Consider the following 26,408-nt stretch of genomic DNA (forward strand, 5'->3'; position numbering starts at 1 on the left):
GCTGTCATGGCAGGGCCGTCTGATGTTGTTGTCCTTGCATCGCGCATTCTGGGGTTATCGCGGCTTCATCCTGGGCAGCGTCAAGCGTGAGTTCCAGGCGCGTTACCGCAACTCACTCTTCGGCGCACTCTGGACGGTGCTCAATCCACTGTCGATGATCCTGGTGTACACCGTGATCTTTTCCCACATCATGCGTGCGCGTCTGCCGGGTGTGGAGGATGGCATGGCCTACAGCATCTACCTCTGCGCCGGTTTGCTCACCTGGGGTTTCTTCGCGGAAGTCACCACCCGAAGCCAAGGGATGTTCCTGGAAAACGCCAATCTGCTGAAAAAAATCAGTTTTCCCAGGATTTGCCTGCCACTGATCGTGCTGCTCAACGCGGGGATCAACTTTGCGATCATCCTCGGGCTGTTTCTCGGTTTCCTGATGATCTCCGGCCGTTGGCCAGGCATGGCATTGCTGGCATTGGTGCCATTGCTGATCCTGCAGATGCTGTTCGCCGCCGGGCTGGGCTTGTTGCTGGGGATTCTCAATGTGTTTTTCCGTGACGTCGGGCAGTTGTTCGGCATTTGCCTGCAATTCTGGTTCTGGCTCACGCCGATCGTTTACCCCATGACAATCCTTCCACCCTCGATCCAGCAATTGCTGGCCTTCAATCCCATGACGGCGCTGATGCAGAGTTACCAGAACCTGTTCCTGTACAACCAGTGGCCCGTCTGGAGTTCGCTGGCGCCGCTGCTGATCATCGGCTTGTTGCTATGCGTCACAGGCTTGCAGATGTTTCGTCGACGCGGCGGCGAAATGGTGGATGAACTCTGATGGGACAGCTACGCGTCAGCGACCTGGGCAAGGCTTACAAACAGTATCCGAACCGCTGGAGCCGGCTGTTCGAATGGCTGGTTCCCTTTTCCCGGCCACGCCACCAGTTGCACTGGGTCCTGCAGGGTGTGGATTTCGAGATCCAGCCCGGGGAAGCCGTGGGGATCGTCGGGGTGAACGGCGCGGGCAAAAGCACGTTGCTCAAAATGATTACCGGCACCACCCAGCCCACGTGCGGGCATATCCAGGTCCAAGGACGCGTGGCCGCGCTGCTGGAATTGGGGATGGGTTTTCACCCGGATTTCACCGGCCGCCAGAATGCTTTCATGGCGGGCCAGTTGCTGGGTATGCAGGTCGAGGAGATCGAAGCATTGATGCCCCAGATCGAAGGGTTCGCCGAGATCGGCGAAGCCATCGACCAGCCGGTACGTACTTATTCCAGTGGCATGCAGATGCGCCTGGCGTTCAGCGTCGCCACCGCCCGGCGACCGGATATCCTGATCGTCGACGAAGCCCTGTCGGTGGGCGATGCGTACTTCCAGCACAAGAGCTTCGAGCGCATACGCAGCTTTCGCAAGGCCGGGACAACGCTGTTGATCGTGTCCCACGACCGCTCGGCGATCCAATCGATCTGCGACACCGCCATCCTGCTCGAACACGGGCGCATGGCCATGCGCGGCAAGCCGGAAGAAGTGATGGACTACTACAACGCCATGCTGGCCCAGCGTGAAGGCCAGGTGGTCCGCCAGGAAATGCTCGCCAACGGCCAGGTACGCACCATTTCCGGTACCGGCGAGGCCGGCATCCTGGATGTGCAATTGCTCAATAGCCATGGGCAGCCGGTGGAAGTGGCTGAAGTCGGCCAGCCGATGGTCCTGCAGGTCCGCGTTGAGGTCCGCAAGGATATCGAACGGCTGGTGCTGGGTTTCCTGATCAAGGATCGCCTCGGGCAGCCCATGTACGGCATCAACACCCATCGTCAGGACCAGGCCGTTACCGATCTTATGGCGGGCGAACAGGTCACCTTCCGTTTCAGTTTCGACATGCGCCTGGGTAAAGGCAACTATTCCATTGCGCTGAGCTTGTCGCGTCTGGATTCGCATCTGGACCGCAACTTCGAGTGGCGCGACTACGGGCTGGTGTTCCACGTCATCAACAATCGCCAGGAAGACTTTGTCGGCTGTTCCTGGCTTCAGGCCAGTACCAGCATTCAACGCCAGGCACTGCCCACCGTCGAAGCATTACCGCAAAAGGAGCTGCCATGACCCGCCTGCTGGTGGAGTGCACTTATGTTTATGAAAACCCGAAAGCCAATTCCGGGATCCAGCGAGTCGTGCGCAATGTCATCCGCGAACTGCCGGCGAACGATCAGGGGCGTGAATGCCTGCCCGTCGTGATGCTCAGGGGCAAGCTGTACGAAGTAAAAAGCCTGGCACCGTTGCCTGACAAAGGGCTGGACCTGGTCAGCCTGCGCGGACGGCTCGAACAGGCAGCTAATCTCTTCTGGCTCCGACAGCGGACCCTGGAATCCCGGCGTCCTTTCAGTCAGTCGCGGTGGGCCCGACGCCTGTTGTATATCGGCTGCAGGCTGTTTGCCTTCGGCTGTCTGAGCATTCCGATTCGCTTGATCGATCGCCTCCTCAAGCATAAACCGGCCCCAACGCGCATCGTGCCGCTGCAGCACCGGGACGGCGACACACTGGTGTTGCTGGACTCTTCCTGGCATGCGGATTTCTTTCCACTGGCCGAACAGCTCAAGCGCGATGGCGTCGGGATCGTTTCGGTGGTCTACGACCTGATTCCCCTGACCCACCCGCAGTTCTGTGACGAAGGACTGGTCAAGGTGTTCAACCGTTGGTTCGACTGGATTGCCAGCACTGCCGACGGCTACATCGCCATTTCCACCACTATCCGGGACCAGGTTCGCCAGGAAATGGTGCGTCGCATTGGTGAACAACGCGTGCGCGAACGCTGGTTCGACTATTTCCATCTGGGCAGCGAACTGGACCTGATTGACGCCGACAGCATCATCGATCGCGATCTACAACGACTGTTCGAGCAGCCCGATCCGGTGTTTCTCATGGTCAGTACCATCGAACCGCGCAAGAATCATGCGTACCTGCTGGATGCATTCGAGCGCGCCTGGGCGGCCGGCTCACAGGCACGACTGTGCATCATCGGGAAGATTGGCTGGAAGTGCGAGGCCCTGATTGAACGCATCCGGCGCCACCCGCAGCTGGACCATCGGCTGTTCATGTTCAACGATGCTTCGGACCAGAGCCTGGAGCATGCTTACCGACACGCCACGGCGCTGGTGTTTCCCTCCTATGTGGAAGGCTTTGGTCTGCCACTGGTCGAAGCCATGCAGCGCGGATTGCCGGCGATGGGCAGCGACATCGAGGTGTTTCGGGAGATCGGTGGAGAATTCATGGTCTATTTCGACCTGGATGATCCCCAAAGCCTGGCGAACCTGGTCGTCGACATGGAACGCAGCGGGGTATTCCCGGCCAATCGCTCCCTCGATCAGTGGCATTGGTTGAGCTGGAGCCAGGCCAGTGAACAGTTGATCGAGCGCATCGAACGACATACCGGGACTGTGGTTCCCGACAGAGAAACCGTATGCGGATAGCCTTCAACGCGCGAATCCTTCAGGCCCCGCGTACCGGCATCGGCCAGTATGTGGCCGAACTGGCAACCGCCCTGTGCCAAGAGCCTGACGTGCATTTGTCCTTATTTCATGGCTGGGGTTGGAGTTCACAGCTACCCCAGGCGGCCATGCCGGGTTACTCGCGCCTGACGCCCCTGCTTCGACAAGTTCCGGGAGCGTATCGGGCACGGCGCTGGATGGAACAGAAACGCTTCGATCAGGGCCGCTCCCAGGCCATCGATCTGTATCACGAACCCAGCCTGTGGCCGCTGTCCTTTGATGGTCCGACCGTCATGACCCTGCATGACCTGACCCATGTCCGGTATCCCGAGACACAACCGCCAGCAAGGCTCAAGGAAATTGAGCGACGACTGACTCGTGCGGTAGAACAGGCACAAGTGATCATGACCGTTTCGCAGTTCATCGCCGATGAAACCCGGCAGTATTTCGGACTTCCAGCCGAACGCGTCAGGGTCGCCCCGTTGGGGGTTTCGGCACGTTTCCATCCGCGCGACCCCGAAACCATCGACAGAGTACTCAAGACCCATGGTCTGGAAGCGGGTGGTTATTTTCTATGTGTCGGCACCCTGGAGCCACGCAAGAACCTGCCGCTGGCCCTGCGCGCCCATGCCGAATTACCTGAATCCATCCGTCAGGCTTTTCCATTGGTCATTGTCGGGATGAGCGGATGGCAACAGTCGCAACTCAATGACGAGTTGAAAAGCGCCATGGCCAGCGGTCATGTTTGCCTGGCAGGTTATCTGCCTGATGAAGAGGTCGCCCATTTGCTTGCGGGCGCACGGGCATTGATCTTCCCGTCATTGTATGAGGGCTTTGGCCTGCCGGTGCTCGAAGCCATGGCCAGTGGCACGCCAGTGATCACGACACGCTGCTCGGCGATGCCGGAAGTGGCTGGCGCGGCGGGCAATTATTGCGAAACTGACGATCCGCAAGGCATGCGCGACGCCATGTGCCGGTTGATAGAAGACCGCTTGCACTGGCAGGCCTGTCGGGAAGCGGGCTTGCAGCAAGCAGCACTTTTCTCCTGGGAACGGTGTGCGAAGGTGACCGTCCAAGCGTATCGCCAGGTCCTGGGAGGCTGAATGCGAGTCCTGCATTTTTACAGAACCTACTTGCCCGACTCCATGGGCGGCATTGAGCAGGTCATATTCCAACTGTGCGACAGCACTGACCGATTGGGCGTCGACAACACGGTGTTGACTCTGAGCGAGCACCCCGCCCCCGATCCGATCAGGATACGGGAGCATGAGGTTCATCAAGCCCGACTGAACTTCCAACTCGCTTCCACGGGATTTTCCTACAGCGCCCTTAAGAAATTCCGCGAACTGGCCGCCCAAGCAGATGTGATCAATTACCACTTCCCTTGGCCGTTCATGGATCTGGTTCACTTTTTCAGTGCCGTCAAGAAACCCTACGTGGTTACCTACCATTCCGACATCATTCGCCAGAAGCATCTTTTGATGCTCTATCGCCCCCTGATGCGACGCTTTCTGAACGGTGCCGATCGCATCGTTGCGGCGTCACCCAACTACGTACATACCAGCGAAGTACTCAAGGCGTACCGTGATAAGACCCGGATCATCACCTATGGCTTGAACAAAGCGAGTTATCCACAACCTGACGCCGAACGCATGGCGAGGTGGAAGGCAAAGCTGGGCGAACGCTTCTTCCTGTTCGTCGGTGTGATGCGTTATTACAAGGGCCTGCATATCCTGCTCGATGCTCTTGAAGGCGTGGACTACCCCGTGGTTATCGTGGGGGCCGGCCCGTTGGAAAAAGAGCTTCACGCCCAAGCCGCGGCGCTGGGCCTGCATAACGTACATTTTCTTGGGTTCCTCGGAGATGAAGACAAGGTAGCTCTGCTGGAGCTGAGCTACGCCATCGTATTTCCTTCGCACCTGCGCTCCGAAGCCTTCGGCATCTCCCTGCTCGAGGGCGCAATGTACGGCAAGCCGATGATTTCCAGCGAGATTGGCACGGGCACCAGCTACATCAATATCCACAACGAAACCGGCCTTGTCGTCCCCCCCAGCCATCCCGAAGCGTTCCGGGAGGCGATGCACACCTTGTGGGAAAACCCCACCAGGGCCCAGGAAATGGGTATCAAGGCGCAAGCCCGCTACAAACAGCTATTTACCGCTGAAGAAATGGGCCGCAAATGGGTGGAGTTGTACGAAGGGTTGCTGCAGGAAAAAGCGCTCAGCTATGCATGAAGGCATGGCAACAAGAGGGCAAGCCAAAGGGTGAGAGGAACCATCCCCCACCCCGCTGATGGCTGCTACTTCAGGCATGCCCTTGCAAACCCACGGCTGTACGCGGCATGCCCACGAACCCTGGCAACGCTTCGATTCGCGCCAGCCAGGCACGCACATGGGGATAGGGCTCGAGCGACACATTGCCCTCCGGTGCATGGGCAATGTAGGTGTACCCAGCAATATCGGCGATGGTCACAGTATTTCCCGCCAGGTAGGCACTGGCGCTCAGATGCTGGTCGACGACCTTGAGCAGCGCGTGAGATCGGGCTATCACCTCTTCAGCGTTGTACGAAGCACCGAACACCGTGATCAGGCGCGCCGTAGCCGGCCCCGCGTGAATCGGTCCGGCGGCTGCCGACAGCCAGCGCTGTACCTGGGCGGCACCGACCGGATCGGTGGGCAGCCAGCGACCTGCGCCATATTTTTGTGCCAGGTACACCAGAATGGCATTGGAATCGGCCAGTATCACACCGTCGTCGTCGATGACCGGCACCTGCCCGAACGGGTTGATGGCCAGGAAATCCGGCTGTTTGTGCGCACCCTTGGCCAGGTCGACGAAGACCACCTCGACAGGCAGTTCCAGCAGTGAAAGCATCAGTTGGACGCGATGGGCATGGCCGGACAGGGGAAAATGATAAAGCTTGATGGGTTTCATGGGACGACTCCGCTGCAAAGTGACGCCATCAGCAGAACGGCGTCGATGGGCTCATCTTCCCCTTCAAGCGAAAGCTAGAGAATGACCCGAAAACGCAATCCATCATTTCACCACGAGAAATAATACTTCAGCCTCTCAAGGCCGGGTGTTTACGCAGCGCGTTAACCGTGAAGTCGACAAAACTGCGAACCCGCGCCGGCGCGTTGCGCCCTCCCTGATACACCACATGAATCGGCAGCGGCGGCAGTTCGAAATCGGCCAGGACGATCTCCAATGCACCGCTCTCGACTTCACTTGCAACCTGATAAGACAGGACGCGCGTCATCCCCAAGCCTCGGCAGGCCGCAGTGATGGCGGCCTGGTTAGCCGTAACCACCAGCCGGGGCGCCGGTCGGACCGTCAACGATTGTCCAGCATCGAGGAAAGTCCAGTTCCTGATCTGGCCAGTGGCCGACGACGCCACGATCGGCATTCGTTCCAAATCCTCAGGATGCCGCGGCCGGCCATGGCGAGTGAAAAAATCTGGAGACGCACAAACTACGCGTCGCACTTCTCCGACACGTACGGCGTGCTGGCTGCTGTCCGGCAACTCGCCAATACGCACGGCTACGTCCATGCCCTCCTCGACCATGCTGACTATTCGATCCAGCAGCAAGGCGTTGACGCTGACGTCGGGGTACTGCTGCAGATAGTCCACCAGCACCGGCGTAACGAATGACTGGCCAAACAACACGGGCGCGGTCATCGTCAGCTGTCCGCGGGGCTGGGCGTGACTGCCGGCGGCCGAGTCTTCGGCTTCCTGCAAATCGCCCAGGATCCGCCGGCAGTCTTCAAGAAAGCGCTGACCTGCCTCGCTCAAGTACACGTTACGAGTGGTGCGTACCAGTAAAGGCGTACCGATGCGTTGTTCCAACGCCGCCACCGCACGCGTGACGCTCGCCGCCGACAGACCCAGGCGCCGCGCTGCGGCGGAAAAACCCGCATCCTGGGCGACGGCGACAAACACCTGCATTTCCTGAAACCTGTCCATCCATCCCCCGACGAGAAATCCTGATACAAGTTTTGTGCGCCCCCGAAGCCGCGCCGCACGGCCATTGTAGAGCCTTGGGCAAGCGAACCACAGCGCAACGCGCCAGCACGACCGGCCATCGGCGGCTTCGCTTGTTACCATTCCCTTTCCTATGACTCGTTAAACCCTGTGGAGCAAGCCTGCTTCCCGGGATTGATATGTGGCTGACTTCATCGAAAGGCCTGTTTCATGATCAAGATTTACCGTGCTCTGAGCCATCCCCTGGCGTCCCTCATAACCCTGGTCGGATGCGTATTGCTCGTTCCCCTGGTGCTGCGCCTGACATTGGGCTGGTCCGATCCCTTGGGTTATCTGTCGGACCTGGGCAGCGGCGGGTTGCTGATCGCGTTGCTTCACCGCCGCTCCGGGTGGCTGGTATTGCCTGTGCTGCTGGCCTGGAGTGCACTGACACTGGCCAATATCGAACTGATCAGCGCGGTCGGGCGAATGCCCAACCTGTCGGACCTGCATTACCTGCTTGACCCACAATTCGTTGAAAACTCCACCAGCGGCGGTTTCGCCCATCCTTGGCTGGCAACACTCCAGCTGGCGACGCTGGTGCTCTGGCTGGCGGCCCAGCGAACTAGCCCGCCGCGCCTGGCGCCCCCCTTACCACGCCAAGCCTGGACGTTGCCGATGCTGTTGTTGTTGGTACACGGCGCGGTGCAATCCTGGCGTCCGAGTGAGGCAGACCAGTGGAACCTGTTCAACCTGCCCCATCAGCTTGTGACCGCCGGCATCGCCGCCGGGCAGGAACGGGCCCAGCTCTGGCTGGAAGGCGATGAAGCCACCCTCGCCCCGTCAATGGAGGGCCTCACCCGGCTTGACCTCGAGGGACAAAAGCTGTTGGCCGCACCAGGCCAGGCGCACAACGTTCTGATCATTGCCCTGGAAGGCATTCCCGGCGCCTATATCAATGCCAACCGCCAGGCATTGAACAGCAGCTACCGGGAAAACCTGATGCCGCACCTCAGTGCCTGGGCCGAACGCGGCATGAACACGCCCGATTATGTCCTGCACAGCCACCAGACCATCCGCGGTCTCTATGCGATGCTATGTGGCGACTACGACAAGCTCGACGACGGTACGCCCAAAGGCGTCGAGATGCTGAACCAGACCCATCGCAACCGGGCGTGCCTGCCGGCCCAGCTGCGCCAGCACGGCTTCTCGACCCATTTCCTGCAAGGGGCTGGCCTGCGCTTCATGGCCAAGGACCGGATCATGCCCCACATCGGTTTCGACACGACCCTGGGCATGGAATGGTTCACTCGTCCGGCTTATCTGGAGTTCCCTTGGGGCAGGGACGACAAGAGCTTCTTCGAGGGCGCGCTGGACTACGTCGGGCAACTGCAACACGCCGACAAACCCTGGATGCTCACCTTGCTGACAGTGGGCACGCACCAGCCTTATTCTGCGCCGGACGACTACCTGCAACGCTACGACTCCGCCAAGCAGGCCGCCGTCGGTTATCTGGACGATGCGCTGGATGCGTTCCTGGTGAACCTGGAGAGACAGGGCGTTCTGGAAAATACCCTGGTGGTCATTACCTCGGACGAGTCCCACGGGCTGGACGACGTACGCCTGGCATCGTCCTGGGGGTTCAACCTGATGTTGGCGCCAGAGCCCCTGCCCAGAATCAAGCGCGGTGTTCATGGCCATGTGGACCTGACTGCCTCGGTGCTCGATTATTTCGATTTCCCGGTGCCCTCGTCCTTGTCCGGGCGCTCGATGTTCCGCGATTACACGACCGGTCGGCAAATCATGTCGTTCACCAACGGCAAACTGCGCTATCACGACGGCAAGAACACGTTCACCGAATGCGACTTCCTGCAGCGCTGCCGTGATTACCGCAGCGAAGGTTTCATCGCTGATCAAGCCAACTATGCCGGACAATACAGCGGTCAGCGTGCAAGACTGGTTGCGGCGCGGGCCACGGCCTTGGGCCAGAGCCTGTCAGCCACCGCCCTGAACCAGCGCTATCAGTTCGGCAGCAACGAAAAAATCCCGCTTCCGGCCCAGGTCTCCAATGACTGGACCGACAACCTCATCGGCGCCCAATACCTGGAGATGCCCAAAGGTTCGCAAACGCGCGTCAGCCTGACCATTCGCGCCGTGGACCCAGACCATGCCGCCTACATTTCCCTCAAGGCCAAGGAGTTCGAACGGGATGTGCCGATGGACCTGCCGACAGACGTCGCGGTCACTCCCGAGCAGCCGTTGGTGATGAACATCAGCTTCGACAACCCGCAACCACGCAAGGCGTTTTCCTTTCACCTGCTCGGCCATGGCGTCGGCGCCATCGAGATTTCCGATTTCAGCGTCGTGACCGAACTGCCCGATCAAACGGACCAACCAGAGTACCTGGACGACATGCAGGATGAGGGCGAGCCCCAGTCCAGTTGAGCCATAGGAAGATCTAATCCAACAACCGGTGCAGCTTGGCGTACTGCAGCAACATGATGGTCTTGCCGTCGCAGATCTCACCGGTTTCGATCATGCCCAAGGCCTGGTCGAGGGACATTTCCAACACCTCGATCTCCTCGCCTTCCGCTTCGAGGCCGCCGCCTTCGTGCTTTCGGTCCTCGTCGAAATATTCGCCCACGAAGAAATGTATGCGCTCGGTCACCGATCCCGGGCTCATGAAGGCCTCGAACACCTTGCGCACGTTCTGGATGACATAGCCGGTTTCCTCCTGGGTTTCCTTACGGATGCAGGTGTGAGGATCGTCGTTATCCAGCAGGCCGGCGCAGGTTTCGATCAACAGGTCGTCATGGCCATTGACGAAGGCAGGGAAGCGAAATTGCCGGGTCAGGACCACGGTCTGCTTGGCCCGGCTGTACAGCAGGATGGTGGCGCCGTTGCCACGGTCATAGGTTTCGCGGGTCAGCTCGCGCCATTGGCCGTCGCGGCCGAGATAGTCATAGGTTGTCTTGCGCAGCACGTACCAATTGTCCGAGAGGACTTCGACATTCTTGATGCGTACGCGGTCTTTGGTGCTGATTGCCTGTGTCATTCACCCGCTCCATTCTTCGATTATTCGTTCAACACGCCGGGACCCGCGGCAGCGCTCGTTTGTGAGCCGTCTTGAGGTAAGCGTGTTCGATGATCTGACGGGCCTGAGGCGAGACCTCTTCACCCATCAGGTACGCATCGATGTCCTCGTAAGTGCATCCATACGACGCTTCATCCAGCTTGCCCGGCGCCAGGTCTTCCAGATCCGCAGTGGGCGCCTTGCGTACCAGATGCGTGGGCGCGCCCATCGCCTCGGCCAGCAACCGTACCTGAGTCTTCGTCAGACCGGATAGCGGCGCCAGGTCGCACGCGCCGTCGCCGAACTTGGTGAAGAAGCCCATCACCGCCTCTGCCCCGTGATCGGTGCCCACCACCAACCCATTGCTGAAATTGGCGATCGCATACTGCGCCAGCATCCGCGCCCGGGCCTTGACGTTGCCTTTGGCAAAGTCGGTGAGTTCGGCCGATGGCTCCAAGCCGTCGATGGCGATACTGTCCATCAACCCGTCGACACAAGCGGCAATGTTGCTGGTGGTAATCAGGTCCGGGCGGATGAAGTCCAGGGAAGCCTGGGCGTCCTGTTCATCGGCCTGGGTCTTGTAAGGCAGCCGGACGCCAATAAAACGCGCTTCGTAGTCTTCATCCCGCAGTTGCTCCACCGCCAACTGACACATCCGTCCGGCGGTAAGAGAGTCGACCCCGCCACTGATGCCCAACACCAGAGACTTGCAACCCGACTCACGCAAAACCTGTTTTATGAACCCGACGCGGCGGGCAATTTCAGTTTGTTCGCCACCCGGTTTGAGTTGTCGGTCAATGCCCAGTTCCCGGGCGATGCTGTCTTGCTGAAGCGAAGTCATCTCAGGCTCCCAATTGCGGATTGATCAGGGCGATGTTGAACACTTGCGCGGCGTAGCGCAGGAACGAGGCATCTTCACAGACGTTCTTGATGGGATCGTCGGAGAACTTCACCACCGGCTCGCCGTGGACCCGCACCAGTTTCATGACGATGCTCAACGGCTCGACACCCTCGACATCGCAGGCCAGGCTGGTGCCCATGCCAAAACCGAATTTGGCCTTGCCGCGAACATGACGCAGGATCGGCAGGCATTTTTCGAAATTCAAACCATCGGAGAACATCAGGTCCTTGGTGCGTGGGTCAACGCCCAGTTCCTGGTAACGCCGCAGCACCTTGTCAGCCCAGACAATAGGATCACCGGAATCCTGGCGCAGGCCGTCATAGAGCTTGGCAAAGTACAGGTCGAAGTCCTTGAGGAAAAAATCGGTGCTGATGCAGTCCGTCAGTGCGATACCGAGCCGGCCACGGTATTCGCGCACCCAGTTTTCCAGCGCCGCGTTCTGGCTCTCGCGCAGCCGCCCCAGTTGCTGGTGCACCATCAGCCACTGGTGGGCCATGGTGCCGATCAGCGGTAGATCGAATTCGTAAGCCAGGTGGGCGTTACTGGTGCCGACAAACACCCCGGGAAAATCGTTGCGCATGACATTCACCACTTCCCGCTGGGCCCTGAACGACAAGCGCCTGCGGGTGGAGAAATCCGAAACGCGAAACTCGGCCAGTTCCTCCCGGCTGGCGTTTTTCTCCAGCCATTCGAATTTCTGATACAGCTTGCGGGTCACGTCGGCCAGCTCGACTTCGGGATACTTTTCACGGTTGCGCAGTTCGCTGACCATTGCCAGGACCGGTTGCTCGAACATGATGCAGTGCAGCATCGGACCCCGGACACGAATGTGCAGTTGACCGTCGACTTCCGAAACGTGGATGTAACGCAGGTTGAAGCGAAACAGGCCGAGGAACTGCTCGAAGTCCGGAGTCAGGTACTCACGGAAGCGTTTGTTGAACAGAAACCGTTGTTCCCCCTCGCGTAGTTGCAACCCGGCCAGTTTCTCCAACTCGATACGAATGTCGGGGATCAGGTGACCCAACCGCTCCTTGGAACGCACGATGAACTGGTATTCCACCTCCACGTTCGGGTGCTGGTGCAAGACTGCCTGCATCATGGTGAAGGTGTAGTAATCGGTATCCAGGAGGCTCTGGATGACACCGTTGCTTGAATCGAATGCGCTGTCCATGTCGGCTCCTTACACGTTTGCCTGGCGAATGGTTTCTTCACGGGTGGTGGCCACCAGGACCCCCGCTTGCTGCAAGTCTTGAATGGCTTGAACGGCGCCCTGCTCACTGATGGCCCGACAGGCTGGCAGGTGAATGATCACTTTGAAACCGGCGGCTACCAGTTGCAGGGCTGTGGTCTTCACGCAGAAATCCAGTGCCAGCCCACCGACAATGACCTGTTCCACATCCAGCCCTTTCAGGTACTCGATGACACCGGTGGAAAGCTTGCCGTGCAGGTCGTGGTAACAGGCGCCGTACGGGTGCAGATCCGGCTCGACGCCCTTCCAGACGAAATAGTCGTAATCGTATGGGGTCGGCAGTTCGTCCAGCAGGGTGAACCCCTCGGTACCAGGGACACAGTGGCTGACCCAGGTAACGTCAGCGTGCGCGAGCCCGGTGGGCACGAGCATCTGTGAGTGCTCGGCGACCACCCATGGCGCCAGGGGTGTGTGGGCATCCTTGCTGCCGACGCGCAGGCTGGCCAGCGACGCGATGAAATTCAGCTCACCGGCGATTTGATCACCGCCCGGCACAGGTAGCTCATCAGGGCAAAGCGGTGTGAAGCTCTTTTGCGCATCGACATCGAAGGAAGCAGTTTTGCGGGTCAGGCTGTTCATGCTGGGTTTCTCCTCTTCACGGCTCGAAAAGTACATGACATGTACTTTCATGGCAAGCCACTCTGAAAAGAAATTTTATTTAACTCAACTGGGTTTTCATTCCATGTGGAAGCTTGCGTAATGAGCTAAAGACAATGCTAGAGTACATGTCGTGTACAAATAGAGATTGAATCCATGTTTGAGATAGCGCTGTATGGCGGTGCCTTCAACCCACCTCACGCCGGCCACGCCCAGGTGATGATCGAAGCCTCACGTCACGCCAGGCGCGTGTTGGTGGCCCCGAGTTTCAGGCACCCCTACGGCAAGCAAATGATCGACTACGAAGTTCGTCTGAACTGGCTGGAATCGGTTGTGGATAACATCCAGCCACTGTGCCGCGCCGAAGTGCGCGCCAGCCGGGTGGAGCAAGTCGTGGCACGCGGCGTTGAAGGCCCCATCTACAGCTACACGCTGCTCGCCCACCTTGCCGACAGCCTGGCCCTGGACGGCAAGCGGATAGCGTTGGTGGTAGGTGAGGACGTCGCGGATCTGTTACCGACGTTCTATCGCGGCCAGGCGTTGCTGGAGCGGTTTTCCATCCTGTGCGTGGAGGAAAGGATTCACGTGCGCAGCACACTGGTCCGCGAACGATTGGCCCTGGGCCAACCTTTGCCCATCCATTGGATGGCGCCCGGCATGAACCCGTTAAACTATGACCTTTATGCTGCCCACGGAACCTGATATGCCAAATCCCACAGCCCACACGCGCGATTATTTGCACACCATCGACCTCTGTGTGCTGCGCTTCTGCCGGGAAACCCAGGCGCTGGAAATTCTCCTGAACCGGCGGGAAGCCGAGCCGTTCGCCGGTCACTGGGCACTGCCGGGGATCGTGGTCAACGGGGGCGTAGAGGATCTCACGCTGAACGACGCCGTGGAGCGCCTACGCAGCTCAAGCAAAGTGGGCATGCCGCTGGCCTGGATCGAACAGGTCGGCACCGTCGGCGACGCCTTCCGCGATCCGCGCTGCTGGTCGTCCTCAACGTTCTACCTGGCGATTGTCAGCGAGGCGGTCCAGCTCGCCGAGCACCAGGGTTTTTTCCCACTCAAAGGCGTCGCCAGCGGCTCGATAAAACTGCCTTTCGACCATAACAGCCTGGTAGCGGCTGTCCACGAGCGATTGTTATCCAAAGCCCTCTACAGCAGCCTGCCGCTCATGTTCCTGGGACCAGAATTCAGCGCGCCTCAAGCCGTGAGTGTTTTCTCCATCGTACTCGACCGCCCGGTGCTCAAGACCAGCATCCGCCAGCGTTTGCTGAAAATGACCGAGGCAGGATACTTGCGGGAAACCGGCCGCAAGATAAGCGGCGACGGCGGTCGACCGCAAAGCACAGTGGAAAACCTCAAGCCGGGCAGCGTTTATCTTTTTGATCGGTGTTTTCTGGAGTAGCGCTTAGCGAGCAAGCGCAAATGCTGGCGCCATCCGCTCCTGCTCATTGCTTGAGATGCCCAGATAGCGCGCGACCCTGGGCCATTTTCCGACGACGCCCTGGAACCTTTGGATGGTTTGTCTGGCATCGTCAGCAGAGACGCGGAAGTAGCCGGCCACGCTCATTGCCAAATCAAGGTCTATGGCGTTATCGGCCTCTGAAACGTTGAGCCTCAAGCCAGTGTCACCAGGGACCGGGTTCATGTCATACGCAGGCGAAAGACGCCAACCGCGCCCTGGCTCCAATAGAAAGCCATGGTTTCGTAGATGATCGTCAGTATTCGAAACCAGCATGTTGAAAACAATTCTTCGCCAAAGCTCGGGAAGATCTACGTCGGCAGCGGCTCCCTCCCTTACCAATACTTCTGCAATCTCCAGATAACTGGCCCCTGTCTCATGCCCATCGCCATCCTGGTGGTCCGTCAGGGTCATCGCTGAAGCGAAGTGAAGTCGGCCCCCCCTTGCTGTTCTGTCAAAGCGCTTCACCATGAAGCAGTGGTACTCACTCGCGTAGCGTTGCGCTTTTCCTTCAGCCACATATAGCCCACAGCCTTGGGCCAATGTGTTCACGACCATCTCCCAGCCGCCCACGTCGTGGGTGTCTCTATTACTGGGAAATTTTCCTATCCAGAGAGCGTGATCGTCATCAACTACGCTTGCCTTGGGCCTCGCTCCACCCAGAGAGCCCCCTGGAGCAATGAGCATTCGAATCCAGTCCTGACCCTGAGCCCCCCGATCCTCTCCAGCTTCAAATCGACGCGAAGCCTCTTCAAGCTCACGCATGCGAGCCATCGGTGGAGCGGCATGCTCCACATGGTCATCAAGGAACGCTCCTTCTTCCTCGACTTTGAAACGCAGTCCCCCTACCCGGTAGGCGTCGTGAACCCCGATGAGATAGTCCGAGTCAAACAGCCGTGCGTCCTGCGGTACGACTCCTGCTCTTTTATCCCGCTCCAAGCGACGATCCATCAGCAGTCGCCCCCATCGATCAGGCGAGGAGTCCGATACGCACCCAAAGCAATTTCTCGCTGGATATTGCCGCCCTTCGTAAGGCTGAATCCGAGGGTCGATGGCAATCTGAGTGTGAATGGTTTGAAGAACAGCCCGGGTGTACTCGAACTCCATACGCTCGGATCCTGCCAGTCGGCGGGAATGAAGGGTTCCAAGCAGTACGGGTGCTGTTTCATTCCAGTCTGCGTAGACGAAAATCCTTTCAGGCATCGTCTTCCCCTAAAAGCTTCTTGGCCAGTTCAGAGCTTGTCTGGCTTCGGCTGTAAGCGGTTGGCGATGCAGAACTATTCTCTTTTGCTGAGACGCTGAGCAAATTGTCCCCATGAACCTGAGGCAGCCCTGCCTTTGGCTTGATGTGCTCGACTGTAGAACGCCCTTTCAACTGCGCGTCTTGCAGATCACGGCCTAACTCATCCGTGCGTGCGAGCAATTCAAGGTCCTTCTCCAACCCCAAGGCTACCAATACCGAAACGTAAGCCCCTATGGTCACAGCAGGACTGCCACTTTCCAGCGCCCTCAACGTAGGGGCGCTCATCCCCGCACGCGCAGCCATTTGCGTCGCAGTGATCTTACGACGCTTACGAGCCAGCTCGATCCGTTCGCCAAGCTGGCGCAGGAGCCGCTCAGCGGATGGCATGAGGGGTGCTGTTTTTTTGGGCATGGCAGTATTTTTTCAATTTCCTTGAGAATTTGAAAAAATACTAGCACATAGATGCCTGAGATCGATTTCTAACGAGAAAATGGAAAATATTTTTTCATCTTCTCAAAAAAATCGAAAAAATACCTTCAAAATAAAATTTTGGTTTCTCAAGATGAGCGCAGATGTTGAGTCGGATTCTTCAGCTATTTGGCGAAGGGCCAGCCACGCGTAAGGAACGATGCGTCTTGGAAGAATGAGCGGGTTTAGCGGCGCTAAACCCGAACATTCATTACGTAGATTACAAAGAAACCTGGCTTTCGGTAGACGACTCACTCCACCGTCACAGACTTCGCCAGATTCCGCGGCTGGTCCACATCGGTGCCCTTGAGCACCGCCACGTAGTACGACAGCAGTTGCAGCGGAAGGGTATAGAGGATCGGCGAGAGGATGTCGTGGATGTGCGGCATGTGCACCACATGAGTGCCTTCGCCGTTGGTCATGCCGGCTTTTTCATCGGCGAAGACGATCAACTGGCCGCCACGGGCGCGCACTTCCTGCAGGTTGGACTTGAGCTTCTCCAGCAGTTCGTTGTTCGGCGCTACGGTAACCACCGGCATGTCGTTGTCCACAAGCGCCAGCGGGCCGTGCTTGAGTTCACCGGCCGGATAGGCCTCGGCGTGGATGTAGGAGATTTCCTTGAGCTTTAAGGCCCCTTCCATCGCCACCGGGAATTGCGCGCCACGCCCGAGGAACAGGGTGTGGTTCTTCTCGGCGAACAGCTCGGCGATCTTTTCCACGGTGCTGTCCATGGCCAGGGCTTCGCCCAGGCGGGCCGGCAGGCGACGCAGTTCTTCCACCAGCTTGGCCTCGACGCCTTCGCCCAGCGTGCCGCGCACCTGACCCAGGGACAGGGTCAGCAACAGCAGGCCCACCAGTTGCGTGGTGAATGCCTTGGTCGAAGCCACGCCGATTTCGCGGCCGGCCTGGGTCAACAGCGTCAGGTCGGATTCACGCACCAGCGAACTGATGCCGACGTTGCAGATCGCCAGGCTGGCCAGGAAACCCAGTTCCTTGGCATTACGCAGCGCCGCCAGGGTGTCGGCGGTTTCGCCGGATTGTGAAATCGTGACGAACAGGGTGTCCGGCTGCACCACCACCTTGCGGTAGCGGAACTCACTGGCCACTTCGACCTGGCAAGGGATACCGGCCAGCTCTTCCAGCCAGTAACGAGCCACCATGCCAGCGTGATAACTGGTGCCGCAGGCGACAATCTGTACATTACGAACCTTGGCAAACAGCTCGGCCGCCTGCGGGCCGAATGCCTGGACCAGCACCTGGTTCTGGCTCATGCGCCCTTCCAGCGTGCGCTGCACGACGGCCGGTTGCTCGTGAATTTCCTTGAGCATGAAGTGGCGGAACTCGCCCTTGTCAGCCGCTTCGGCACCGTCGCGGTACTGCACGGTTTCGCGCTCGACGGCTTTACCATCCAGATCCCAGATCTGCACGCTGTCACGGCGGATATCGGCGATATCGCCCTCCTCCAGATACATGAAGCGGTCGGTGACCTGACGCAGCGCCAACTGATCGGAAGCCAGGAAATTCTCACCCAGGCCCAGGCCGATGACCAACGGGCTGCCGCTACGGGCCGCTACCACACGATCCGGTTGTTTCGCGCTGATTACCGCCAGGCCGTAGGCACCGTGCAATTCCTTGACGGTGGCCTTGAGGGCTACGGTCAGGTCTCCCAGCTCCTTGAGCTTATGGTTGAGCAAATGAGCGATGACTTCAGTGTCGGTGTCCGAGGTGAACACATAGTCCAAGGCCTTCAGCCGTTCGCGCAGGGCTTCGTGGTTTTCGATGATGCCGTTGTGCACCACCGCCAGGTCGCCGGAGAAATGCGGATGGGCGTTACGCTCGCAGGGCGCACCATGAGTGGCCCAGCGGGTGTGGGCGATACCCAGGCGGCCGATCAACGGCTCGGCATCCAACGCCTGCTCCAGCTCGCTGACCTTGCCGGGACGGCGCATGCGCTCGAGTTTCTCGTCGTTGGTGAACACCGCTACACCGGCACTGTCGTAGCCGCGGTATTCCAGGCGCTTGAGACCTTCGAGCAGGATGGCGGTGATGTTGCGTTCAGCGACGGCGCCAACGATTCCACACATGTTATTTCTCCTGGCTGACAGACGCGCAGATCACATGGATACCACGGGCCTGAATCTGGTCGCGTGCCTCCACGGGCAGACGATCATCGGTAATAAGGGTATGGACGCTGCTCCACGGCAGTTCCAGATTGGGGATCTTTCGGCCGACCTTGTCAGCCTCCACCATCACGATCACTTCGCGGGCAACCTCAGCCATCACACGGCTCAGGCCCAGCAGTTCGTTGAAGGTGGTGGTACCACGAACCAGATCGATGCCGTCGGCACCGATGAACAACTGGTCGAAGTCATAGGAACGCAGGACTTGCTCGGCAACCTGCCCCTGGAACGATTCGGAATGAGGGTCCCAAGTGCCGCCGGTCATCAGCAGCACCGGCTCATGCTCCAGCTCGTTCAAGGCGCTGGCCACATGCAGGGAATTGGTCATCACCACCAACCCCGGCTGCAAGCCCAGTTCGGGAATCATGGCCGCAGTGGTACTGCCGCTGTCGATGATGATCCGCGCATGTTCGCGGATCCGCTTCACAGCGGCCCGGGCAATGGCCTGTTTGTATTTAGAGACTGTATGCCCATTATCGGCCACCAGCTCCTGGGGCATCGGTACAGCACCACCGTAGCGACGCAATAACAGGCCATTGGTTTCCAGCGCGGCAAGATCCTTGCGAATCGTAACTTCCGAGGTTTCGAAGCGCTTGGCCAATTCATCCACGCTGACCTCGCCCTGCTCTTGGAGCAACGCAAGGATACTGTGGCGGCGTTGAGGAGTGTTGCGCTTCGACATGGTGTTTTATAAGTTTCGATTCGAAAGATAACGTAAGCAATCAAAACCTATTAAAAAGGGTTCGTCAAGACGAGGGGAGAAAAATTCAGAAACGATTGGATACGGTGGGAGCGGGCTTGCTCATGAAAGCGGTGGGTCAGCCTGCATTCACTTCGAATGTGCCAACGTCTCGCGAGCAAGCCCGCTCCCACAGGGGGAGATTGTGGATAACTTAGGTCTTCTTGATTTTCACCGGACGCTTCCAGCCGTCGATATTCTTCTGCCGGGCACGCCCTACGGCCAATTGCAAGTTATCCACATTCTGCGTGATGGTCGAACCGGCCGCGGTGGTTGCACCGTTGGAGATATCCACAGGGGCTACCAAAGAGTTGTTGGAGCCGATGAATACATCCTCGCCCAACACAGTCTTCCATTTGTTGGCGCCATCGTAATTACACGTGATGGTGCCAGCACCGATGTTGGTGCGAGCGCCGACCTCGGCGTCGCCCAGATAGGTCAGGTGCCCGGCCTTGGCGCCTTCGCCCAGGTGAGCATTTTTCAACTCTACAAAGTTACCCACATGGGCACGGGCTTCCAGCACGGAACCGGGACGCAGACGAGCAAACGGGCCGGCGTCACTGCCTTCTCCCATGATCGCGCCTTCGAGGTGGGTGTTGGCCTTGATCACCGCGCCCTTGCGCAGCGTACTGTCCTTGATCACGCAGTTCGGACCGATGATGACGTCATCCTCGATCACCACCTTTCCTTCAAGGATGACATTGATATCGATCACCACATCGCGGCCCACACTGACTTCACCCCGTATATCGAAACGGGCCGGATCGCGCAGAGTCACACCCTGTGCCATCAAGCGATGGGCAGCACGCAGCTGATAGTGGCGCTCCAGATCGGCCAGTTGCCGACGATCATTGGCGCCCTGCACTTCCATTGCGTCCAAGGGTTGTTCGGTGGCCACCACCAGCCCGTCCGCGACGGCCATGGCAATCACATCCGTCAGGTAATACTCGCCTTGGGCATTGTTGTTGGACAGACGACTCATCCAGTCACCCAAGCGTGCGGCTGGTACAGCGAGAATTCCGGTGTTGCCTTCGGTGATGGCGCGTTGGGCTTCGCTGGCATCTTTTTGCTCGACGATGGCCGTCACCTGGCCGTCGGCGTTACGCACGATGCGGCCGTAACCAGTGGGGTCATCCAGCTCGACGGTCAGCAGACCCAGCTGTTCTGGCGCAGCGTGCTTGAGCAGGCGTTGTAACGTGTCGACTTCGATCAACGGCACGTCGCCATAAAGAATCAGCACCGTGTCGGCACTGATGAAAGGCACGGCCTGAGCCACCGCATGGCCGGTTCCCAGTTGTTTGTCCTGCAGGACAAAATTCAGATCGTCCGCCGCCAGACGTTCACGTACTGCGTCGGCGCCATGGCCAATGACCACATGAATGCGCTGTGGATTGAGCTGGCGGGCGCTGTGGATAACATGACCCAGCATGGAGTTGCCAGCGACCGGGTGCAGGACCTTGGGCAGCGCCGAGCGCATGCGGGTGCCTTGACCGGCCGCGAGAATAACGATTTCGAGAGACATGACTGGCTACCAATCCTGGGTGGTCAGCGGCTGTGACCAGATGATGAGTGTCGGGAAAAGAAAAAAGGGTAGCCGAGGCTACCCTTTTTAATCAATCGCACAGAAAGCTGACGGCTTAACCGCCGAACTTCTTGCGGATCTGCTGGACGGTGCGCAGCTGGGCTGCAGCCTCGGCCAGACGTGCAGCAGCAGAACCGTAGTCGAAGTCTGCGCCTTTTTCGTGCAGTGCCTTCTCGGCAGCCTTGACGGCTTCCTGAGCGGAGGCTTCGTCCAGGTCGGCAGCACGTTGCACGGTGTCGGCAAGGACCTTGACCATGTTCGGCTGAACCTCGAGGAAACCACCGGAGATGTAGAACACCTCCTTTTCCCCGCCCTGCTTGGTCAGACTAATCGGACCTGGCTTCAAGCTGGTGATCAGCGGTGCGTGGCCCAGAGCGATACCAAGATCACCCAGCTCACCATGCGCAACCACAAACTCGACCAGACCGGAGAAGATTTCCCCTTCCGCACTGACGATATCGCAATGGACTGTCATAGCCATCTGATTGCCTCAACCTAAATTAGCGCCCGTTGCCGGGCGCCGGGATTACAGTTTCTTGGCTTTCTCGATCGCTTCTTCGATGCCACCGACCATGTAGAACGCTTGTTCTGGCAGGTGGTCGTAGTCACCGTTGAGGATGCCTTTGAAGCCAGCAATAGTGTCTTTCAGGGAAACGTATTTACCCGAAGCACCGGTGAAGACTTCAGCCACGAAGAACGGCTGCGACAAGAAGCGCTGGATCTTACGAGCGCGGGCAACCAACTGCTTGTCGGTTTCCGACAGCTCATCCATACCCAGGATCGCGATGATGTCCTTCAGCTCTTTGTAGCGCTGCAGCACGTACTGAACGCCACGAGCGGTCTCGTAGTGCTCGTTGCCGATCACGTTCGGATCCAGCTGACGGGAAGTCGAGTCCAGTGGGTCTACCGCTGGGTAGATACCCAGGGAAGCGATGTCACGGGACAGAACGACGGTGGCGTCCAAGTGGGCGAAGGTGGTTGCTGGCGACGGGTCAGTCAAGTCGTCCGCAGGCACGTATACGGCCTGGATCGAGGTGATCGAGCCTTGCTTGGTCGAAGTGATGCGCTCTTGCAGCACGCCCATCTCTTCAGCCAGGGTCGGCTGGTAGCCTACTGCCGAAGGCATACGGCCCAGCAGTGCGGATACTTCGGTACCGGCCAGGGTGTAACGGTAGATGTTGTCGACGAACAGCAGAACGTCGTTACCTTCGTCACGGAACTTCTCGGCCATGGTCAGGCCGGTCAGGGCTACGCGCAGACGGTTTCCCGGCGGCTCGTTCATCTGGCCGTAAACCAGTGCCACTTTGTCCAGAACGTTGGAATCCTTCATCTCGTGGTAGAAGTCGTTACCCTCACGAGTACGCTCACCCACACCGGCGAACACGGAATAACCGCTGTGCTCGATGGCGATGTTACGGATCAGTTCCATCATGTTTACGGTCTTGCCTACACCGGCACCACCGAACAGACCGACTTTACCACCCTTGGCGAACGGGCAAACCAGGTCGATAACCTTGATGCCGGTTTCCAGCAGATCGTTGCCGCCAGCTTGCTCAGCGAAGGACGGCGCAGGACGGTGAATGCCCCAACGCTCTTCTTCGCCGATCGGGCCAGCTTCGTCGATCGGGTTGCCCAGTACGTCCATGATCCGGCCCAGGGTCGCTTTACCGACCGGTACGGAGATGGCTGCGCCAGTGTTGTTGACGTCCAGACCGCGCTTCAAGCCCTCGGTGGAGCCCATCGCAATGGTACGAACCACGCCGTCGCCCAGCTGTTGCTGAACTTCCAGAGTGGTTTCGGCGCCCTGAACCTTCAAGGCGTCGTAGATGCTCGGTACGCTGTCGCGTGGAAATTCCACGTCGATAACGGCGCCGATGATTTGAACGATACGTCCGCTACTCATAGCTGGATCCTCTGAATATTTGAACCGTTAAACCGCGGCAGCGCCGCCGACGATTTCCGAGATCTCTTGGGTGATCGCAGCCTGACGCGCCTTGTTGTAGATCAGCTGCAAATCGCTGATCAAATCACCGGCGTTGTCGGTAGCGTTCTTCATCGCGATCATCCGCGCGGCCTGCTCGGCTGCGTTGTTCTCGACCACCGCCTGGTACACCTGCGACTCCACGTAGCGGACCATCAAGCCGTCAAGCAGCTCCTTGGCATCGGGTTCGTAGAGATAGTCCCAGTGGTGCTTGAGTTCCTGTTCCGGGGTCGCCACCAGTGGAATCAACTGCTCCACGGTTGGCTGCTGCGTCATGGTGTTGATGAACTTGTTGGATACCACGGACAGACGGTCGATCCGGCCTTCCAGGTAAGCATCCAGCATCACCTTGACGCTGCCGATCAGGTCATTGATCGACGGTTCTTCACCCAGGTGGCTGATAGCGGCAACGACGTTACCGCCGAAGTTGCGGAAGAAAGCCGCACCCTTGCTACCTACCACACACAGATCGATCTCGACGCCTTGTTCGCGGTTTACCGCCATGTCCTTGACCAGGGCCTTGAACAGGTTGGTGTTCAAGCCGCCGCACAGACCACGGTCACTGCTCACCACAACGTAACCGACGCGCTTGACGGCGCGGTCGATCATGAACGGGTGGCGATATTCCGGGTTGGCGTTGGCCAGATGACCAATCACCTGGCGGATGCGCTCCGCATAAGGACGGCTAGCAGCCATGCGCATTTGTGCCTTGCGCATTTTGCTGACCGCCACTTTTTCCATGGCGCTGGTAATCTTTTGCGTGCTTTTGATGCTCGCAATCTTACTGCGAATCTCTTTTGCGCCTGCCATGTAACACCTATCAGGTTAGCAAGCGGGAGCCTTGCGGCTCCCGCTGCGGCTTACCAGGTTTGGGTGGCCTTGAACTTCTCGATACCGGCTTTGAGGCCTGCGTCGATTTCGTCATTGAAGTCACCCTTCACGTTGATCTTGGCCATCAAATCGGCGTGATCGCGGTTGAAGAAAGCGATCAGCGCTTGTTCGAAGCTGCCGATCTTGGCGATTTCAATGTCAGTCAGGAACCCACGCTCAGCGGCATACAGCGACAGCGCCATGTCAGCGATCGACATCGGTGCGTATTGCTTCTGCTTCATCAGCTCGGTAACGCGCTGACCATGCTCAAGTTGCTTACGGGTCGCTTCGTCCAGGTCAGAAGCGAACTGGGCGAATGCCGCCAGTTCACGGTACTGGGCCAGGGCGGTACGGATACCACCGGACAGCTTCTTGATGATCTTGGTCTGAGCGGCACCACCCACACGGGATACCGAAACACCGGCGTTCACAGCAGGACGGATGCCCGAGTTGAACATGGCCGATTCCAGGAAGATCTGACCGTCGGTGATGGAAATCACGTTGGTCGGAACGAACGCGGAAACGTCGCCAGCCTGGGTTTCGATGATTGGCAGGGCGGTCAGGGAACCGGTCTTGCCAGTGACAGCACCGTTGGTGAACTTCTCGACGTACTCTTCCGAAACGCGGGATGCGCGCTCCAGCAGACGGGAGTGGAGATAGAACACGTCACCTGGGTAGGCTTCACGTCCTGGCGGACGGCGCAGCAGCAGGGAAATCTGGCGGTAAGCCACTGCTTGCTTGGACAGATCGTCATAAACGATCAGCGCGTCTTCACCGCGGTCGCGGAAGAATTCGCCCATGGTGCAACCGGAGTACGGTGCCAGGAACTGCAGCGCAGCCGATTCGGAAGCACTGGCGGCAACGATGATGGTGTTAGCCAGGGCACCGTTCTCTTCCAGCTTGCGAACCACGTTGGCGATGGTCGATTGCTTCTGACCGATTGCCACGTATACGCAGAAGATACCGCTGTTCTTCTGGTTGATGATCGCGTCGATCGCCAGGGCGGTCTTACCGATCTGGCGGTCACCGATGATCAGCTCACGCTGGCCACGGCCGACAGGGATCATGGCGTCGACAGCCTTGTAGCCAGTCTGTACAGGCTGGTCTACCGACTTACGCCAGATCACGCCTGGAGCAACTTTCTCGACCGCGTCAGTCTCGGTGTTGTTCAGCGGACCTTTGCCGTCAACAGGGTTACCCAGTGCGTCGACTACGCGACCCAGCAGTTCCTTACCTACCGGAACTTCAAGGATGCGGCCGGTGCACTTGGCGCTCATGCCTTCTGCCAGAGTCGTGTAGGCACCCAGTACAACGGCACCTACGGAGTCTTGCTCCAGGTTGAGGGCCATACCGTAGACGCCGCCCGGAAACTCGATCATCTCGCCGTACATGACGTCGGCCAGACCGTGAATCCGCACGATGCCGTCAGATACGCTGACGACAGTGCCTTCGTTACGGGCTTGGGAGGTCACATCGAGCTTTTCGATGCGGCCCTTGATAATTTCACTTATTTCGGAAGGATTGAGTTGCTGCATTGCTCTGCTGCCCCTTCAAACTCAAGATTTCAATGCTTCGGCAAGTTTCGCGAGTTTGCCGCGAATCGAGCCATCGATAACCAGGTCACCGGCGCGGATGACGACACCACCAATCAAGGCAGGGTCTTCCGTAACGTCCAGACGCACTTCCCGGTTGAGTCGTGCACTGAGAACCTTGGCGAGTTTGTCTTGCTGTTCTTGGTTCAATGCGAAAGCACTGGTCACTTCCACGTCTACCGACTTTTCCTGCTCGGCCTTGTACAGCTCGAACAGGGCGGCGATCTCCGGCAGAAGCGGGAGACGGTCGTTTTCGGCAACGACGTGGATGAAATTCTGTGCCTTGGCATCGAACTTGTCGCCGCACACGTCAATGAACGTGGCGGCCTTTTCTGCGCTCGTCAGTCGCGGGGCCTTGAGCACGCGCTGCATGGTGTCATCTTTCGACACCGCTGCTGCCAGGCCGAGCATGGCTGACCAATTGGCCAGTTGCTGGTGGGCCTGAGCGTGCTCGAAGGCCGCCTTAGCGTAAGGTCGGGCCAACGTGGTCAGTTCTGCCATGATCGCCCTCGCTTAGATGATTTCAGCAGCCAGTTTATCAACCAGCTCTGCGTGCGCGTTTTGATCGATTGTGGCACCCAGGATCTTCGAAGCACCGCCAACGGCCAGGCTACCCACTTGGGCACGCAGGGCGTCTTTGACACTGTTGAGTTCCTGTTCGATCTCGGCTTGAGCCTGAGCCTTCACACGGTCAGCTTCGACGCGAGCCTGTTCACGGGCTTCATCGACAATCTGGGTACCGCGTTTCTTGGCTTGCTCGATGATTTCAGCTGCCTGGGCTTTCGCTTCGCGCAGTTGCTGACCCACTTTCTCTTGGGCCAACTCCAGGTCGCGAGCTGCACGGCTGGCAGCGTCCAGACCATCTGCGATCTTCTTTTGACGTTCGTGCAGCGCCGCAATGACCGGAGGCCATACGAACTTCATGCAGAACAATACAAAAATCAGGAACGCAACGGACTGGCCAATCAGGGTCGCATTAATGTTCACGCCAACACCTCGCAGTTACGTTGTCCATCACATCAAACTACTCGAAAAATCCG

25 protein-coding genes are annotated in these 26,408 nt (G+C 58.7%); 8 read left to right on the forward strand and 17 right to left on the reverse strand.

What is annotated here, in order from left to right:
• Positions 1–22 precede the first annotated feature (22 nt).
• Genes AD666_RS06735 through AD666_RS06755 form a run of 5 tightly spaced genes read left to right on the forward strand, consistent with a single transcriptional unit; the run spans position 23 to position 5,701 of the window.
• Positions 23–820, forward strand: a complete 798-nt coding sequence (locus AD666_RS06735) for an ABC transporter permease (protein ID WP_053149163.1) — start codon at positions 23–25, stop codon at positions 818–820.
• Positions 820–2,085: an ABC transporter ATP-binding protein gene (locus tag AD666_RS06740; protein WP_053149165.1), complete on the forward strand. Its 1,266-nt coding sequence runs from the start codon at positions 820–822 to the stop codon at positions 2,083–2,085. Before AD666_RS06735 ends, AD666_RS06740 begins: the two co-directional genes overlap by 1 nt.
• Positions 2,082–3,449 carry a glycosyltransferase family 1 protein gene (locus AD666_RS06745; RefSeq protein ID WP_053149168.1) on the forward strand — a complete coding sequence of 456 codons (1,368 nt, stop codon included), beginning with the start codon at positions 2,082–2,084 and terminating at the stop codon, positions 3,447–3,449. The genes AD666_RS06740 and AD666_RS06745 overlap by 4 nt, the downstream gene beginning before the upstream one ends.
• Positions 3,440–4,570, forward strand: coding sequence for a glycosyltransferase family 1 protein (locus AD666_RS06750; protein ID WP_053149172.1), 1,131 nt, complete (start codon positions 3,440–3,442; stop codon positions 4,568–4,570). The genes AD666_RS06745 and AD666_RS06750 overlap by 10 nt, the downstream gene beginning before the upstream one ends.
• The gene (locus AD666_RS06755; protein WP_053149175.1) at positions 4,571–5,701 is read left to right on the forward strand and encodes a glycosyltransferase family 4 protein; all 1,131 of its coding nucleotides are present in this window, start codon (positions 4,571–4,573) and stop codon (positions 5,699–5,701) included.
• 70 nt (positions 5,702–5,771) lie between these two features.
• On the opposite strand, the gene AD666_RS06760 is transcribed toward AD666_RS06755, so the two are convergent.
• Both AD666_RS06760 and AD666_RS06765 read right to left on the reverse strand, forming a co-directional pair.
• Positions 5,772–6,398, reverse strand: coding sequence for a glutathione S-transferase family protein (locus tag AD666_RS06760; RefSeq protein WP_053149178.1), 627 nt, complete (start codon positions 6,396–6,398; stop codon positions 5,772–5,774).
• A gap of 127 nt (positions 6,399–6,525) precedes the next feature.
• Positions 6,526–7,428: a LysR family transcriptional regulator gene (locus AD666_RS06765; protein WP_053149180.1), complete on the reverse strand. Its 903-nt coding sequence runs from the start codon at positions 7,426–7,428 to the stop codon at positions 6,526–6,528.
• Between the two features lie 228 nt (positions 7,429–7,656).
• Here AD666_RS06765 and AD666_RS06770 point away from each other — a divergent pair, with 228 nt between their 5' ends.
• Entirely contained in the window at positions 7,657–9,870 is a 2,214-nt protein-coding gene (locus tag AD666_RS06770; protein ID WP_172679597.1) for an LTA synthase family protein, read from the forward strand.
• A gap of 13 nt (positions 9,871–9,883) precedes the next feature.
• Here AD666_RS06770 and nudK read toward each other — a convergent pair whose 3' ends face one another.
• From nudK to AD666_RS06790, 4 genes are read right to left on the reverse strand one after another with little or no spacing between them, the layout of a single operon-like run.
• On the reverse strand, positions 9,884–10,480 hold the full coding sequence (nudK, locus tag AD666_RS06775) for a GDP-mannose pyrophosphatase NudK (RefSeq protein WP_053149185.1): 597 nt from the start codon (positions 10,478–10,480) through the stop codon (positions 9,884–9,886).
• Between the two features lie 28 nt (positions 10,481–10,508).
• Positions 10,509–11,339 (reverse strand): ammonia-dependent NAD(+) synthetase, encoded by an 831-nt coding sequence (gene nadE, locus AD666_RS06780; RefSeq protein ID WP_053149188.1) that lies wholly within the window; start codon positions 11,337–11,339, stop codon positions 10,509–10,511.
• A 1-nt stretch (position 11,340) separates the two neighbouring features.
• Entirely contained in the window at positions 11,341–12,570 is a 1,230-nt protein-coding gene (gene pncB / locus AD666_RS06785; protein WP_053149191.1) for a nicotinate phosphoribosyltransferase, read from the reverse strand.
• A 9-nt stretch (positions 12,571–12,579) separates the two neighbouring features.
• Complete coding sequence (locus AD666_RS06790) at positions 12,580–13,227, reverse strand: nicotinamidase (RefSeq protein ID WP_053149699.1); 648 nt, start codon at positions 13,225–13,227, stop codon at positions 12,580–12,582.
• Positions 13,228–13,401: 174 nt separating this feature from the next.
• Between AD666_RS06790 and AD666_RS06795 the strand changes: the two genes are divergently transcribed.
• Positions 13,402–13,947, forward strand: a complete 546-nt coding sequence (locus AD666_RS06795) for an adenylyltransferase/cytidyltransferase family protein (RefSeq protein WP_053149194.1) — start codon at positions 13,402–13,404, stop codon at positions 13,945–13,947.
• A 1-nt stretch (position 13,948) separates the two neighbouring features.
• Complete coding sequence (locus AD666_RS06800) at positions 13,949–14,656, forward strand: NUDIX hydrolase (protein WP_053149197.1); 708 nt, start codon at positions 13,949–13,951, stop codon at positions 14,654–14,656.
• A 3-nt stretch (positions 14,657–14,659) separates the two neighbouring features.
• Here AD666_RS06800 and AD666_RS06805 read toward each other — a convergent pair whose 3' ends face one another.
• From AD666_RS06805 to AD666_RS06855, 11 genes are all read right to left on the reverse strand, one after another.
• Positions 14,660–15,916, reverse strand: coding sequence for a type II toxin-antitoxin system HipA family toxin (locus AD666_RS06805; RefSeq protein ID WP_053149201.1), 1,257 nt, complete (start codon positions 15,914–15,916; stop codon positions 14,660–14,662).
• A complete protein-coding gene (locus AD666_RS06810; RefSeq protein ID WP_053149204.1) occupies positions 15,909–16,367 on the reverse strand; it encodes a helix-turn-helix domain-containing protein in 459 nt (152 codons plus the stop codon). Before AD666_RS06810 ends, AD666_RS06805 begins: the two co-directional genes overlap by 8 nt.
• 308 nt (positions 16,368–16,675) lie before the next feature.
• Entirely contained in the window at positions 16,676–18,508 is a 1,833-nt protein-coding gene (gene glmS, locus AD666_RS06815) for a glutamine--fructose-6-phosphate transaminase (isomerizing) (protein ID WP_053149206.1), read from the reverse strand.
• A gap of 1 nt (position 18,509) precedes the next feature.
• Positions 18,510–19,286, reverse strand: coding sequence for a DeoR/GlpR family DNA-binding transcription regulator (locus tag AD666_RS06820; RefSeq protein ID WP_053149209.1), 777 nt, complete (start codon positions 19,284–19,286; stop codon positions 18,510–18,512).
• A gap of 211 nt (positions 19,287–19,497) precedes the next feature.
• Complete coding sequence (glmU, locus tag AD666_RS06825) at positions 19,498–20,865, reverse strand: bifunctional UDP-N-acetylglucosamine diphosphorylase/glucosamine-1-phosphate N-acetyltransferase GlmU (RefSeq protein ID WP_053149212.1); 1,368 nt, start codon at positions 20,863–20,865, stop codon at positions 19,498–19,500.
• A 115-nt stretch (positions 20,866–20,980) separates the two neighbouring features.
• On the reverse strand, positions 20,981–21,406 hold the full coding sequence (locus AD666_RS06830) for a F0F1 ATP synthase subunit epsilon (protein WP_024777790.1): 426 nt from the start codon (positions 21,404–21,406) through the stop codon (positions 20,981–20,983).
• A gap of 45 nt (positions 21,407–21,451) precedes the next feature.
• Positions 21,452–22,828: a F0F1 ATP synthase subunit beta gene (gene atpD / locus AD666_RS06835; RefSeq protein WP_053149215.1), complete on the reverse strand. Its 1,377-nt coding sequence runs from the start codon at positions 22,826–22,828 to the stop codon at positions 21,452–21,454.
• A 27-nt stretch (positions 22,829–22,855) separates the two neighbouring features.
• Positions 22,856–23,716, reverse strand: a complete 861-nt coding sequence (gene atpG / locus AD666_RS06840) for a F0F1 ATP synthase subunit gamma (protein ID WP_030139034.1) — start codon at positions 23,714–23,716, stop codon at positions 22,856–22,858.
• A gap of 50 nt (positions 23,717–23,766) precedes the next feature.
• The gene (atpA, locus tag AD666_RS06845; RefSeq protein WP_053149218.1) at positions 23,767–25,311 is read right to left on the reverse strand and encodes a F0F1 ATP synthase subunit alpha; all 1,545 of its coding nucleotides are present in this window, start codon (positions 25,309–25,311) and stop codon (positions 23,767–23,769) included.
• Between the two features lie 21 nt (positions 25,312–25,332).
• The gene (locus AD666_RS06850) at positions 25,333–25,869 is read right to left on the reverse strand and encodes a F0F1 ATP synthase subunit delta (RefSeq protein ID WP_053149221.1); all 537 of its coding nucleotides are present in this window, start codon (positions 25,867–25,869) and stop codon (positions 25,333–25,335) included.
• A gap of 12 nt (positions 25,870–25,881) precedes the next feature.
• Positions 25,882–26,355 carry a F0F1 ATP synthase subunit B gene (locus AD666_RS06855; protein ID WP_053149224.1) on the reverse strand — a complete coding sequence of 158 codons (474 nt, stop codon included), beginning with the start codon at positions 26,353–26,355 and terminating at the stop codon, positions 25,882–25,884.
• Positions 26,356–26,408 lie beyond the last annotated feature (53 nt).

This window comes from Pseudomonas sp. Pf153, from assembly GCF_001269775.1.
Taxonomy (GTDB): Bacteria; Pseudomonadota; Gammaproteobacteria; order Pseudomonadales; family Pseudomonadaceae; genus Aquipseudomonas; species Aquipseudomonas uvaldensis.

Bases quoted from the DNA above. Each gene is read 5' to 3' on its own strand.
- AD666_RS06755 (WP_053149175.1), top strand. From the start codon at position 4,571: ATGCGAGTCCTGCATTTTTACAGAACCTACTTGCCCGACTCCATGGGC.
- AD666_RS06735 (WP_053149163.1), top strand. From the start codon at position 23: ATGTTGTTGTCCTTGCATCGCGCATTCTGGGGTTATCGCGGCTTCATC.
- pncB (WP_053149191.1), bottom strand. From the start codon at position 12,570: ATGGACAGCGCATTCGATTCAAGCAACGGTGTCATCCAGAGCCTCCTG.
- AD666_RS06795 (WP_053149194.1), top strand. From the start codon at position 13,402: ATGTTTGAGATAGCGCTGTATGGCGGTGCCTTCAACCCACCTCACGCC.
- AD666_RS06820 (WP_053149209.1), bottom strand. From the start codon at position 19,286: ATGTCGAAGCGCAACACTCCTCAACGCCGCCACAGTATCCTTGCGTTG.
- AD666_RS06740 (WP_053149165.1), top strand. From the start codon at position 820: ATGGGACAGCTACGCGTCAGCGACCTGGGCAAGGCTTACAAACAGTAT.
- AD666_RS06850 (WP_053149221.1), bottom strand. From the start codon at position 25,869: ATGGCAGAACTGACCACGTTGGCCCGACCTTACGCTAAGGCGGCCTTC.
- atpA (WP_053149218.1), bottom strand. From the start codon at position 25,311: ATGCAGCAACTCAATCCTTCCGAAATAAGTGAAATTATCAAGGGCCGC.
- atpG (WP_030139034.1), bottom strand. From the start codon at position 23,716: ATGGCAGGCGCAAAAGAGATTCGCAGTAAGATTGCGAGCATCAAAAGC.
- AD666_RS06805 (WP_053149201.1), bottom strand. From the start codon at position 15,916: ATGCCTGAAAGGATTTTCGTCTACGCAGACTGGAATGAAACAGCACCC.
- AD666_RS06750 (WP_053149172.1), top strand. From the start codon at position 3,440: ATGCGGATAGCCTTCAACGCGCGAATCCTTCAGGCCCCGCGTACCGGC.
- AD666_RS06790 (WP_053149699.1), bottom strand. From the start codon at position 13,227: ATGAACAGCCTGACCCGCAAAACTGCTTCCTTCGATGTCGATGCGCAA.
- AD666_RS06810 (WP_053149204.1), bottom strand. From the start codon at position 16,367: ATGCCCAAAAAAACAGCACCCCTCATGCCATCCGCTGAGCGGCTCCTG.
- glmS (WP_053149206.1), bottom strand. From the start codon at position 18,508: ATGTGTGGAATCGTTGGCGCCGTCGCTGAACGCAACATCACCGCCATC.
- AD666_RS06800 (WP_053149197.1), top strand. From the start codon at position 13,949: ATGCCAAATCCCACAGCCCACACGCGCGATTATTTGCACACCATCGAC.
- nudK (WP_053149185.1), bottom strand. From the start codon at position 10,480: ATGACACAGGCAATCAGCACCAAAGACCGCGTACGCATCAAGAATGTC.
- AD666_RS06830 (WP_024777790.1), bottom strand. From the start codon at position 21,406: ATGGCTATGACAGTCCATTGCGATATCGTCAGTGCGGAAGGGGAAATC.
- AD666_RS06770 (WP_172679597.1), top strand. From the start codon at position 7,657: ATGATCAAGATTTACCGTGCTCTGAGCCATCCCCTGGCGTCCCTCATA.
- AD666_RS06745 (WP_053149168.1), top strand. From the start codon at position 2,082: ATGACCCGCCTGCTGGTGGAGTGCACTTATGTTTATGAAAACCCGAAA.
- nadE (WP_053149188.1), bottom strand. From the start codon at position 11,339: ATGACTTCGCTTCAGCAAGACAGCATCGCCCGGGAACTGGGCATTGAC.
- atpD (WP_053149215.1), bottom strand. From the start codon at position 22,828: ATGAGTAGCGGACGTATCGTTCAAATCATCGGCGCCGTTATCGACGTG.
- glmU (WP_053149212.1), bottom strand. From the start codon at position 20,865: ATGTCTCTCGAAATCGTTATTCTCGCGGCCGGTCAAGGCACCCGCATG.
- AD666_RS06765 (WP_053149180.1), bottom strand. From the start codon at position 7,428: ATGGACAGGTTTCAGGAAATGCAGGTGTTTGTCGCCGTCGCCCAGGAT.
- AD666_RS06760 (WP_053149178.1), bottom strand. From the start codon at position 6,398: ATGAAACCCATCAAGCTTTATCATTTTCCCCTGTCCGGCCATGCCCAT.